Below are 12,058 nucleotides of genomic sequence, written 5' to 3' on the forward strand. Positions count from 1 at the left end.
CGGATGGCCGTGGCGCCGGCCGCGGCCGGTACCACACGTTTCGTGATTCTAAAGGATGGTGTCGGGGGCGCACCCCCGTGAAAACGCGACGGGGGGCGTCGATGCGAACCGATGCGTGTAGTGACCGGCGTGCCGCAAAACAAAACGGGTGCCGTTCGGCACCCGTTTTATCGTGGCTTGCGCCCGGCGTCGCGCGCCGTTCGGACCTCAGCGCGTGAGCGCGCCGAACCCGTCGAGCAGCCGGTCGACATCGGCCGGCGAGATCGCGCCCATGGTCGAGACGCGGAACAACGAGGCCGACAGGCCGCCTTGGCCGGCGTAGATCACGAAGCCGCGTTCCTTGAGACCGTCGTGCAGCGCCTCGTAAGCCACGCCCGCGGGCAGCTTGTAGGCGCGCAGCACCACCGAGGATTCGCCGTCCGGCAGCACCAGCGGCATGCCGCGCGCGGCCAGGCCGTCTCGGACCTGGTCGGCCAGCGCCTGGTAGCGCGCGTGGCGCGCCTGCCAGCCGCCTTCGTCCTCGAACTCGCGCAGCGCCTCGACCAGCGCGTAATAGGCATGCACCGAAGGCGTGAACGGCGTGTTGCGCTGCGCCTGCAGCTTGGCCAGCCGGCCCAGGTCGAGGTAGTAGGTGCGCGAGGCGGCCCGCGCCAGCGCCGCGCCGCGCACGATCACGAAGGCCGCGCCGGGCACGCCGTGCAGGCACTTGTTGGCGGTGGCGGCCACCGCGTCGGTCACGCCGTCGGCGAAGTCGATCGCCTCGGCGCCGAAGCTGCTGACGCCGTCCACCAGCAGTCGCGCGCCATGCCGGCGGCACAGCTCGGCGATCGGACCCAGCGCGTTGAGGCGCCCGGTGGTGGTTTCGTGATGGATCACCGCGACGTGCGTGATGGCGCGATCGGCGGCCAGCGCGGCCTCGACGCGGCCGAGGTCGGGCGCTTCCATCCACTCGTGCTTCAGCACCTCGTGGGCGATCCGGTATTGCCTGGCGATCTGCGCGATGCGCTCGCCATACACGCCGTTCTCGATCACCAGCAGCTTGCCGTCCTCGGGTACCAGGGCCGCGATCATGCTTTCGACGGCGGCGGTGCCCGAACCCGTCATCAGCACCGCCTGCCATTCGGCGGGATCGAGATCGTAGGCGGCCACCAGGCGGCGGCGCGCCTCGTCCTGCAGGTCGAAGAATTCGCTTTCGCGGTGACAGAGATCGGTCTGCAGCAGGCTTTGGCGCACGCGCTCGGTCAGCGTGACCGGGCCGGGGTTGAGCAGCAGCATCATTGGGCTCCCGCGCCGATGTGGCGCATCAGACGTTCCTTCACTTCGACCGGCGTCACGGTCGGGCGCGGCAGGCCATCGGGCACGCCGGCGCGGATCGACAGGCTGGCGAAGCGCGCGCCGTCGGCCGGCTCGGCGAACAGCGCGTCGATCACGCCCAGGTCGCCGCCTTCGCGCGCCGAGGCGTAGCCGCAGGCCGCCGCCACGCCCGCGAACGAGACGCAGGGCGAAACCGTCGACTGGCCGCCGGTCGATTCGTGCGCGCCGTTGTCGAGCAGCAGGTGGACCAGATTGCCCGGGCCATAGGCGCCGAGCGTGGCGAACGCACCCATGCGCATGAGCGCGGCGCCGTCGCCGTCCACCGCCACCACGGTCAGGTCCGGGCGCGCCAGCGCCAGGCCCAGCGCGAGCGGCGTCACGCAGCCCATCGAGCCGACCATGTAGAGCTGGTTGGCGCGATCGTCGAGCGCATAGAGCTCGCGGCCGCAGAAACCGGTCGAGGCCAGCACCACGGTGGAATCGAGCGGCGTGCGCTCGATCACGGTGGCCAGCGCCTGCTGGCGCGTCGGCCGCTCGGCGGCCGCGGCGAGGGCCGAGACGGGCGTCGCCGCCTGCGCGCGCGGCGCCGGCATCGGCGCATCCTTGAGCGGATACGAGGCCACGCTGCCTTTTTGCATCACCAGCGCGTAGGGCCGGCCGGTCTCGTCCATGTGGCGGATCGCGCGGTCCAGCGCCGGGGCGATCTGGTCGGCCTCGGTCGGGAACAGCTCCCACGGGATGTCCATGGTGTCGAGCATCTGCGGCGTGATCGGCCCCATCAGCGCGTGCTGCGGCTCGTCGTGCTCGCCCGGCTTGCCGCGCCAGGTGACGATCAGCAACTGCGGCAGCTTGAAGGTCCAGGTCAGCGAGGTCAGCGGGCTGACCGCGTTGCCCAGGCCCGAGTTCTGCATCATCGCGATGCCGCGCCGCCCGCCCAGCGTGGCGCCCGCCACCAGGGCGACCGCGTCGCCCTCGTTGGCGGCCGACACGTAGTGCAGCGTCGGATCCTGCAGCACGTAGTTGATGAACGGCGTCAGGTACGAGCAGGGCACGCCCGCGTACCAGTCGAAACCGCGCTCGCGCGCGGCCTCGACGAACTGCGCTGCCTCGATCATTGCGCGTCCCCGGCGGCGGCGCCGTTGGCCAGCGGCGTCTGGCCGTGGGCGAAGTCGCCGGCGCGACGGAATTCGTCGAGGTCGTTCACGCCGCGCCAGTGGCCGTGCACGTATTGCACCGAGATCTGCTCGCCGGCTTCCACCAGCGCATTGAGCAGGGCCGGGATGTCGAGCTGGTCGAAGTCCGGGCGTGCCTGCAGCTTCGCGATGGTCGCCTTGAGGCGCTCCACGCCGGCGCCGCGCACGTTCAGCAGGCCGACCCAGCGGCCGTGCGGCGCGCCGTTGCCGGCGTCGCCCGCCACGCGCTGCAGCGTGATCTTCTGGCCGAACAGGCCGCGGTCGTCGGGCGCCGAGCACAGCGCGAAGTCGCGCACGCTCTGGTTCGGCGAATCGGTCAGCGAGGAATCCACCACCACCGTGAACTCGGCATCGCTCTCGGCCAGGTCGCGCACGATGTAGCTGCGGAACAGCAGGTCGCCGTAGGAGACGATGGTGTCGCCCTTGATGCGCTCGAGCGCGCAGGCCAGCGAGCTCAGTTCGCCGGTTTCGGCGTGGCGCTCGTTGACCACCAGCTTGATGCCGGCGGTGTCGATCGCATCGGCGCGATAGCCGCCCACCACCGTGATGTCGTTGACGCCTTCCTTCTTGAAGCCGTCCACCAGCCAGCGCAGCAGCGGCTTGCCGGCGATCGGCAGCATCACCTTCGGCTTGTCCTCGGTGACGGCCTCCAGGCCCTTGCCGCGGCTGGCGGCCAGCACGATCGCCGAGTTCGACGAACGCGAGGAGGAGGACAGGTAGATGCGCTCGGCCGCCGAGTACTCGTCGGCGTCCTGCAGGCGGAAGATCTCGTTGACGGTGGCGACGCGGTCCTCGACGTTGACCAGGGTCTGGTTCTCGAAGATGTCGCGCGCGGTGGCCTGCATCGAGGCCGCCGCCGAGCGGACCAGGTGGTTCGCCCAGATCACGGTGCTGATGCCGGCCTGGCGGAACACGTCGGTCGGCGTGCTGTAGTACTTGGTCGGCACGATCACGATCGGCGCGCGGTTGTTCCACTGGCGCGCGAATTCGAGGATCTCGTCCGGACGCGACAGCTTGCTGTGCATCAGGATCGCGTCGGCGCCGGCATCGGCGTAGGCATGCGCGCGGCGCAGCGCCTCGTCCATGCCCCAGCCGGCGATCAGCGCCTCGACGCGCGCCACGATCGAGAAGTCCGGATCGGTCTGCGAATCCTTGCCGGCCTTGATCTTGCCCGCGAACTCGTCGATCTCGGCCAGCGGCTGGCGCTCGCCGTCGATGAAGCTGTTGGTCTTGGGGAACTGCTTGTCCTCGATGCACACGCCGGCGATGCCGCGCTGCTCGAGCTTGCGCACCAGGCGGCGCATGTTGTTGAAGTTGCCGTAGCCGGTGTCGCCGTCGAGCAGGATCGGCAGGTCGCTGGCGTCGGCCATGAACTCGAGCACGTCGACCACCTGGGTCCAGCTCGCCTCGTTGTTGTCGCGCACGCCGAGCGCGGCCGAGATCGACAGGCCCGAGCCCCAGATGCCCTTGAAGCCGGCCTCGCGCACGATGCGCGCCGACAGGCCGTTGTGCGCTTCCATCAGGAATTCGAGGTTGCTGCTGGTCAGCATGCGGCGCAGCCGCGCCGCGCGGGATTCGGTGAAATTGGGTTCGCGTGCGTTCATCGTGCGGCTCCTACGGTATTGCGCTGAATCAGCGGCAGAACTTCGTCGCGGGCACGCGCGACGTCGTTGGGGAAGTCGATTTCGATCCACGGGGCGCCGGTCACGTCGGCGACGTCGAAGTCGCGGCCGCCTTCGAGCAGCAGGTCGCGCACGGCTTCCTCGTGGGGCAGGTTGGCGCGGCCGGAATCGACGTAGCCGGCCACGATCTCGGCGAGACGGCGGGCGGTGCCTTCGCTGAAGCGGAAGAAACCGACCGATTCGCCGATGGTGTCGTATTGGAGGTCGACGGCCAGCTGCTTGCGCAGCTCGACCGGCACGCCGTCCTTCACGCAGAGCTTGACCGGCTCGTCGCCGGCCTCGAAGTCGCGGTCGATCAGCAGGCGGTCGACGGCCTGCTCCGGGTTCGCGACCAGCGCCTGCATGATGCTGTCGTCATAGAGCACGTCGGCGTCCATCAGCAGCACGTCGCCGCCGCGCGTGAGCGCCTCGGCCGCGGTATGCACCGTCAGCACGCTGCCGAGGTCGAAACGCGGGTTCAGGACGATCTCGGCCTGGCGGCCGAGGCGGGCCAGCTCGGCCTCGACCTTCTCGTGCTGGAAGCCCAGCGCGAGCACGATCTCGGTCACGCCGAGCGTCTCGAGCAGGCGCAGGTGGCGCTCGAGCAGGCTCACCTCGTCGAAGCGCAGCAGGCACTTCGGATATTGCGCCTCGGGGGGCAGTTGCAGACGCAGGCCGAGGCCCGCGGCGAGAATGATGGCTCGCATTGATTACTCCACGCAATGATTGTCACATGGCCGGAAGCGGGTCCGGCCGAGGGGCCGCCTGACGTCGATATCGGGTCGAACGGCTCCTAATCCGCGAGCTGCGGCGAACGGCGCCGCTGCCAGTTTCTTTCGCTGAAATGCAGGTACAGGATGCCGGGCAGGCCGAACGCGAGCTCGCGCGCGCGCTTGGCGAGCGAGAGCGCGAGCGCGGCATCCGGCGGCAGCCCGACGAGCGGGGCGAGCAGCAGGTAGCCGCCCTCCTGCGCGCCGAGTGAACCGGGAATCATGAAGGCGGCGCCGCGGATCGCCTGGCCGACGCTTTCCAGCAGCAGCGCGTCGACCCAGCTGACCGGGTGGCCCAGGAAATGCAGCGCGAGCCACACCTCGCCGGTGCCGAGCACCCAGCCGGCGAAGCTCAGCCAGAAGGTCGAGATCACGCGATCGCGCTTGCCGTACAGCTCGCCGACCGCCGCGTCGATCGCGTCGGCGCGGGTGGCCAGCGAGGGCCAGTCGCGCGGGCCGAGCGCCTTCGAGACGATGCGCAGGCCCCGGCCGAACAGGCCGCGGCGCTGGGCGAGGTAGAAGCCGAACGCGCAGGCCGCCAGCAGGGCGGTGGCGATCAGGGCCGGGGTGCGCAGGTGCGTGGCGGCCGCGCTCTGGGCGCCGAAGCTGAAGATCGCGATGCCGGCCAGCGCGAACACGATCTGCGCGAGCGCCTGCATGGTGGTGCTGACGGTGACGGCCGCCGCCGCGCGCGGCATCGGCACGCCCTTTTGCGACAGGTAGCGCGCCATCAGCACCGGGCCGCCGATCTGGCCGGCCGGCAGCAGGCTGTTGACCGATTCCAGCACCCAGCGCGCGAACAGCGTGTCGCGCAGCGAGACGCCGGGCGTGCCGCGCGGGAACATCACGGCGATCGCGCGCGCGTCCACCACCAGCGGGATCAGATGGAAAGCGGCCACCAGCAGCAGGCCCCAGCCGGCCGTGGCGAGCGTCGACACGACCGCGCCGAAGCCCTGCCAGGACAGCAGGGCAATGAACAAAGCCGTCCCGATGGACAGCAGGATAAGGCCGGCGCGAGTCATTTCTGCTGGGGCGGACGGCGCGTGGCGAGTTGCTTGAACACCTGGCGGAAGCCGAAATACGCGATCGCGTCCTTCATGTTCGAGATGAAACGCTTCCAGGGCCGCATGCCGGGGTCGGTCACGTATTCGAAGGTCAGCGATACGCGCAGCTCGTTTTCCAGCATAGGCGTGATGCGGTGGCGCAGCTTGTCGCCGTCGAACAGCACGATGCCGCCGTCGGCGATCTGCACCGAACCCGGTTCGTCCTTCACCGCCGGGTTGCGCGTGTGCAGCTCGTAGTCGAGCCGGCACGAGGACTGGTCGATCACGCCGATCAGCAGCGTGTAGCGGCGGCCGTCGTAGTAGGAGGTGTCGTAGTGCCAGCCGATATGGTCGCCCGGCTTGGTGTAGTAGTAGAGCGCGTAGGCGTGCGGGTCGTCGGCCGGCGAGACCTGCAGCGTGTCGCCGGTGAGCTTCTCGAGGAACGAGATCAGCGCCTTCGAGCGGTACAGCTCGGCGATGAAGGGCGCCTTCTCGTCGATCTTGTGACGGCTCACGCTGCCGCCCTGCTTGTGGCCGGGCAGGTAGTTCCGGTTCAGCTCGGGCAGCAGTTCGCGCGCCAGTTCGGCCAGGCGCGCGTGGGCGTCCTTCGGCAGGAACTGGTCGAGGTAGATGAAGGCGCCCTGGCGGTCGAATTCGCCGCGCAGTCGGGCGGTGTCGAGCGGGGCGACCACCGAGGCGACGGCGCGCTCGGCGTCGGGCGCGGGAGTCGCGGCCGGGGCCGCCGCCGGGGCGCGCGGCGCGAGGCCGGCATCGATCTGGGTACTCATGGCTGGGGCTGGGTGGGGTTGGCGGCCGGGGCGCTGCCGCGGCGCACGATGCGCCAATAGTCGATCACGACCCAGGCGGCGAACAGCGGCGCGCCGATCGCGGCGGCCAGCACGAAGCGCTCGACGCCGTCGAGCAGGGTCACGATCGGCAGCAGGTAGAGCACGTCCTCGGTCTCGAAGCCGCCCACCGATGCCTGCTTGGTGCCGGCCTTGCCGGCGAAGGATTCGATCCGCATGCGCAGGAAGAAGATCAGCGCGACGGCCGCGCCCGCCACGGTGCCGAGCAGCACCGGCGAGGCGAACATGTGGCCGCCCTGGGCGACGATGCCCGCGCCCATGCAGACGAACAGCGCCACGGTGATCACCGCGTCGCTGGCCAGGTCGTAGAAATGGCCGATCTTGCTGGTCTTGCCGCTGATGCGTGCCAGCTCACCGTCGGTGTGGTCGACGAAGTTCGACAGCACGATCAGCAAGGCCCCGGCGTTGATCCAGCCGAAACCGCCCTGCGCGAGGCACACGGCGCCCGCCAGGCCGATCAGCAGGCGCAGCGTGGTCAGGTGGTTCGGGGTGACGGGGGTATCGACGAGCGGCGTGACGAGCCGGCGCGCGAGCCGCGCATCCCAGGTGCGGGGCGGCGGTGGCGCGATGAGTTTTCTTTGGTCCATCGGCGGATGTTATACGGATTTGTAACGATTTGCTTTTTCCAAGGCTCAATTTTGACACGGGGATGTCGAAACCGGGTTCGACCAAAATGCCCGGCGCGCCTGGGTAACCGGACGCGCCCGATGGATTTTGAGGCGTTTAGCCGCGTTTCTTGGCGTCCAGGCCGTGTCGAGCGCATCCGCGGATGCAGCCGGCGCCTTCTCGGGATTGGCTCGAGGCGAGATTCTACAGGCTCGTGACGGGAGCTGAATTGCTTGTATTCCTCTGGATACGACCGATTTGTGGGCGCCTCGGAAATGTTGCGCGGATCCCGGTCCTGAATGCCTGGCGGAACGCCGGGTTCGCGTGCCGATGGATTCGGCTCGCCTGGCAGTGCAGGACATCGGGCCGCCGGCCCATCCGTCCCGGAATATTCGATGGCGGCCGCCTGTTCTTTGCTGGCGGAGCGGGCGTGCCGATGGCGCCGTCCAGACGATTCCGATCTCAATCCATTTCAATTCCGGGGTAGATCATGAACATCCTGAAAACGAGCGCATGCGCGCTGCTGCTGGCCAGTTCGTCGGTTTTCGCCGCCCAGCCCGGCTGCATGGACAAGGCCACCACGCAGGCGGCGATGAACGCCTGCGCGGCCGGCGCCTACAAGCAGTCGGACGCGGCGCTGAACAGCACCTACCGCGCCCTGGTCGCCAAGCTCGGCGAACCGGGCAAGACCCGGCTGAAGGAGGCGCAGCGCCGCTGGCTGGCCTGGCGCGACGCCCAATGCGCCTTCGAGGCGAGTAGCGTGGACGGCGGCAGCGCCGCGCCGATGGTCACGAGCCAGTGCCTGGACCAGCTCACCCAGGCCCAGACCAGGCTGCTCGACAGCCATCTCCATTGCCAGGAAGGCGATATTTCCTGCTCCAACTGAGGCCGATCCGGCGCGCCTGCCCGGGCGAATCCGCGTCGCCCGCCGCGCAGAACGCTGCAGATACAGCGCCGCTTTTCGTCTGATCAAAGTAGACTGTCGAACCCCGTGGATCCGTCCCCGATGGACTCGCCCATCGGCCGGATTCGCGGGTGCCGTCGCGCGCTCCGGCAGCGGCTGGCCGATCGGCTCGGGCCGAGCCCGGCGCCGCCGCCCGGCGCGCGACACCGCGTTTCATTCCTATTCCACTGGAGGAGCAAATCCATGAAGCAGAACCACACGATCGACACGCGCAAGAAAATCGTGATCGGCGCCGCCGCGCTGTTTGCCCTGGCGGCCGCCGGCAACGCGATGGCGGACCAGATCGTGAAGATCGGCAGCGTCGAGCCGCTGACGGGCGGCATCTCGCACCTCGGCAAGGACAACGAGAACGGCGCCCGCCTGGCGATCGAGGAGATCAACACGAAGGGCCTGACCGTCGGCGGCCAGAAGATCACGCTGCAACTGGACGGCCAGGACGACGCGGCCGACCCGCGCACCGCCACCCAGGTCGCGCAGAAGCTGGTCGACGACAAGGTGGTCGCCGTGGTCGGCCACCTGAACTCGGGCACCTCGATCCCGGCCTCGAAGATCTACAGCGACGCCGGCATCCTGCAGATCTCGCCCTCGGCCACCAATCCGGCCTATACGCAGCAGGGCTTCAAGACCACCTACCGGGTGGTCGCGACCGACGCGCAGCAGGGCCCGGCGCTGGCCGCCTACGCGCAGAAGGCCGGCGTCAAGACGGTGGCGGTGATCGACGATTCGACCGCCTACGGCCAGGGCCTGGCCAACGAGTTCGAGAAGAAGGCGAAGGCGCTGGGCCTGAAGGTGGTCTCGCATGACGCGACCAACGACAAGGCCGTCGACTTCCGCGCGATCCTGACCAAGATCAAGGGCGAAAACCCGGACGCGATCATGTACGGCGGCATGGATGCCACCGGCGGCCCGCTGGCCAAGCAGGCCAAGCAGCTCGGCCTGCGTGCCAAGCTGTTCGCGGGCGACGGCGTGTGCACCGAGCAGCTTTCCGACCTGGCCGGCGCCGCCGCCGACAACGTGGTCTGCTCGCAGCCGGGCGCGGCCCTCGAGAAGATGCCGGGCGGCGCCGAATTCCAGGCCAAGTACCAGAAGCGTTTCGGCCAGATCATCAAGTTCGACGCGCCGTTCGCCTATGACTCGGTGTACATCATCGTCGACGCGATGAAGCGCGCCAACTCGGTCGATCCGGCCAAGATCCTGGCGCAGATGCCCACCACCGACTACAAGGGCGTGATCGGCGAGACCGTGTTCGATTCGAAGGGCGACCTGAAGCACGGCGTGATCTCGCTGTATGGCTACAAGTCGGGCAAGAAGTCCTTCGTGGATGAAGTGAAGATGTAAGGACGATGCCCGCCCTGGCTTTGATGCCGGGGCGGGCATTGTTCACTCCGGGTATGCGTTCCGCTGCCCGGATTCCGATGTTTCGAGGACGAACGGGCCGACGCCGCCGCTTCCGTCCCGGTTGCCGCGCAGGGCCCGCTGACCACGATCGCCATCGAGGCACGCCGCGCGCTTGCCGATACGCATGCCGGTCGAAACCGACGGCGATTGCATGGCGGCGCCTGGCGCGGCAGCTTCCCATCCAGATGCGCGCGCGAGGGCGGCCCCCGCCCCGACAATGCCGAGGAACTGCTGGCGGCGATCCGCTGAACGCGCCTCAGCGTGCCCCGCGCCGCGCCGACACCAGCATCATCATCGGCCGCTCGTGTTCCTCGGCCAGCGCCGGCTGCGCCTCGACCTGGGCCGGCGACGGCCCCCATTCGTCCAGGTGCGCGAGCGCGAAGCCCGATTCGATCAGCAGGTTGAGCAGGGTGCCGATGGTGCGATGCTGCTTGACCACGCCCTTGGCGAGCCAGTCGGTCACGCGCGGGCCTTCGTTCTGGTAACCGTCCAGCGGCCAATGGCGCCAGCCCTCGGCATCGGTGCGAAAGCCCTGCCGGCTCGGCGCGGTCAGGATCGGGTGCTCGATCGAGAACACCAGCCGTCCCCCCGGCACCAGCGCGCGATGGATGGCCGTGAACAGTCCCGGCAGGTTCTCGATGTAGTGGAAAGCCAGCGAGCTGTAGACCAGGTCGAAGGCGGCGGCCGGCAGGTCGAGCCGTTCGAGGTCGGCGCGCCGGTAGGCGATGCGCGGGTTGGCGGTGTCGGCCCGGGCGCGCTCGAGCATCCGCTCCGAAACGTCGAGGCCCAGCACGCTGGCCGCCTCGTGCTCGGCGGCCCAGCGGCAGAACCAGCCATAGCCGCAGCCGAGATCGGCGATGCGCAAGCCGCGCGGCTCGGGCAGCAGCGCGCGCAGGGCCGGCCATTCCGGCGCGCCGTCGAGGCCCTCCACCGAGCGCCTGAGCTTCGCGTAGTTGTCGAAGAAAGTCGGATCGTCGTAGATGTTCTGGGTCATCGATGCGCTCTCTCAGTGCCGTGGTCGACGGCCGGCGGCGCGAGGCCCGGGCACGCCGCGCCCTCGCGCCGCGAGGCGGCAGGCCGGCGTCATGCGGGGCCCGGCGCGCGCGGCATGCGCGACGGCGGTTGTCATGAACGAATTCGACGATCCTAGCGCGTAACGGGCTTGCCGCGCGAGCCCCCGATGCGTCGAAGCGGCCGCTTGGCGCCGCCCCTTGCGCGCCTGTCCCTCAATTCCCGGACAACAGGCCGCCCGCGGCGCGCAAGGCATCGGTGACGATCGCGGCGGCCGGCGTGGGCAGCCGATCCGAGCGCGTGATGAGCCCGTAGTCGTCCATCTGGCATTGCATCGCCAGCGGCAGGATCTCGACCACGCGATGCGCCGCGTAATACTGCGCGACGTCGGCGGCCAGCACCGCGATCATGTCGCTCTCTTCCAGCAGCCGCGTGATGAACAGCAGGGCGGCGGTCTCCACGATGCGCGCCGGCGGCGCCAGGCTGGCGCGCTGGAACATGCGCTCGAAGCGGTGGCGCAGCACGCTGCCGGCAGGCGGCACCACCCAGTTGGCCTCGCGCACCTCGGCCAGCGTCAGCGCGGGCACGCCCAGCAGCGGATGGCCCTGGCGTACCACCGCGTGGACGAATTCGTCGGCCAGCGTCTCGTAGCGCAGCGGCAGCTTGTCGTGCTCGGCGGACAGCCGCCCGACCACGATATCGAGCTTGTCCTGCGCGAGCCGTTCCAGCAGCACGTTGCTGGTCTCGATCTCGACCGAGATCCGCATCGCCGGATGCTGTTTCTTGACCGCGGCGATCGCGGCCGGCAGCAGGCGCACGCCGGGCGAGGTGATGGTGCCGATCGCGACATGGCCGAGATGGCCGGCCTTGAGCGCGTCGAGCTCCTCCTGCGCCTGCTCGAGGCTGCCGAGCACGGCGCGCGCGTGGCGGATCAGCGCGTCGCCGTAGAGCGTGGGTTTCACGCCGCGCGGCATGCGCTCGAACAGCACCGTGCCGAGCATGTCCTCCAGCTCGCGCAGCAGCTTGGAGGCGGCCGGCTGGGTCATGTTCAGCACCGCCGCGGCGCGATGAATATTGCCTTCCTCCGCGAGCGCGACGACCAGCAGCAACTGCCTGGTTTTCAGTCGCGTGCGCACGTACCAGGGGTTCGCGTCGAGCATTCGTTCAGTGTTTACGAGGATATGGAAACGTGTATCGGAGACATCCGATTTTTCATTAGTAGGTTATCAACG

General features: G+C 69.2%; 12 protein-coding genes. 2 read left to right on the forward strand and 10 right to left on the reverse strand.

Going from position 1 to position 12,058, the window contains the following annotated elements:
- Positions 1–207 precede the first annotated feature (207 nt).
- The 7 genes from FB600_RS09905 to FB600_RS09935 form a co-directional block, all read right to left on the reverse strand.
- Complete coding sequence (locus FB600_RS09905) at positions 208–1,275, reverse strand: 2-aminoethylphosphonate aminotransferase (protein WP_036032029.1); 1,068 nt, start codon at positions 1,273–1,275, stop codon at positions 208–210.
- Positions 1,275–2,429, reverse strand: coding sequence for a phosphonopyruvate decarboxylase (gene aepY, locus FB600_RS09910; protein WP_145756688.1), 1,155 nt, complete (start codon positions 2,427–2,429; stop codon positions 1,275–1,277). The genes FB600_RS09905 and aepY overlap by 1 nt, the downstream gene beginning before the upstream one ends.
- Positions 2,426–4,111, reverse strand: coding sequence for a phosphoenolpyruvate mutase (gene aepX, locus FB600_RS09915; protein WP_047839078.1), 1,686 nt, complete (start codon positions 4,109–4,111; stop codon positions 2,426–2,428). Before aepX ends, aepY begins: the two co-directional genes overlap by 4 nt.
- Entirely contained in the window at positions 4,108–4,875 is a 768-nt protein-coding gene (locus FB600_RS09920; RefSeq protein WP_013690110.1) for an NTP transferase domain-containing protein, read from the reverse strand. Before FB600_RS09920 ends, aepX begins: the two co-directional genes overlap by 4 nt.
- A gap of 86 nt (positions 4,876–4,961) precedes the next feature.
- A complete protein-coding gene (locus tag FB600_RS09925; RefSeq protein ID WP_013690111.1) occupies positions 4,962–5,960 on the reverse strand; it encodes an HpnL family protein in 999 nt (332 codons plus the stop codon).
- Positions 5,957–6,769 (reverse strand): 2OG-Fe(II) oxygenase, encoded by an 813-nt coding sequence (locus FB600_RS09930; protein WP_096751006.1) that lies wholly within the window; start codon positions 6,767–6,769, stop codon positions 5,957–5,959. The genes FB600_RS09925 and FB600_RS09930 overlap by 4 nt, the downstream gene beginning before the upstream one ends.
- Positions 6,766–7,434, reverse strand: coding sequence for a CDP-alcohol phosphatidyltransferase family protein (locus FB600_RS09935; protein WP_013690113.1), 669 nt, complete (start codon positions 7,432–7,434; stop codon positions 6,766–6,768). The genes FB600_RS09930 and FB600_RS09935 overlap by 4 nt, the downstream gene beginning before the upstream one ends.
- A 509-nt stretch (positions 7,435–7,943) precedes the next feature.
- On the opposite strand from FB600_RS09935, the gene FB600_RS09940 reads away from it, so the two are divergent.
- Positions 7,944–8,339, forward strand: a complete 396-nt coding sequence (locus FB600_RS09940) for a lysozyme inhibitor LprI family protein (protein ID WP_096751007.1) — start codon at positions 7,944–7,946, stop codon at positions 8,337–8,339.
- 261 nt (positions 8,340–8,600) lie between these two features.
- Positions 8,601–9,755, forward strand: a complete 1,155-nt coding sequence (locus tag FB600_RS09945; protein WP_261383360.1) for a branched-chain amino acid ABC transporter substrate-binding protein — start codon at positions 8,601–8,603, stop codon at positions 9,753–9,755.
- A gap of 42 nt (positions 9,756–9,797) precedes the next feature.
- On the opposite strand, the gene FB600_RS37150 is transcribed toward FB600_RS09945, so the two are convergent.
- The 3 genes from FB600_RS37150 to FB600_RS09955 form a co-directional block, all read right to left on the reverse strand.
- Positions 9,798–9,968, reverse strand: a complete 171-nt coding sequence (locus FB600_RS37150) for a hypothetical protein (protein WP_186467853.1) — start codon at positions 9,966–9,968, stop codon at positions 9,798–9,800.
- 103 nt (positions 9,969–10,071) lie between these two features.
- Positions 10,072–10,809, reverse strand: a complete 738-nt coding sequence (locus FB600_RS09950) for a class I SAM-dependent methyltransferase (RefSeq protein ID WP_145756690.1) — start codon at positions 10,807–10,809, stop codon at positions 10,072–10,074.
- A gap of 232 nt (positions 10,810–11,041) precedes the next feature.
- Entirely contained in the window at positions 11,042–11,986 is a 945-nt protein-coding gene (locus tag FB600_RS09955) for a LysR substrate-binding domain-containing protein (RefSeq protein ID WP_098152183.1), read from the reverse strand.
- Positions 11,987–12,058: the final 72 nt, after the last annotated feature.

Origin of the sequence: Burkholderia sp. SJZ089 (genome assembly GCF_007828315.1) — a bacterium.
Classification (GTDB): domain Bacteria; phylum Pseudomonadota; class Gammaproteobacteria; order Burkholderiales; family Burkholderiaceae; genus Burkholderia; species Burkholderia gladioli.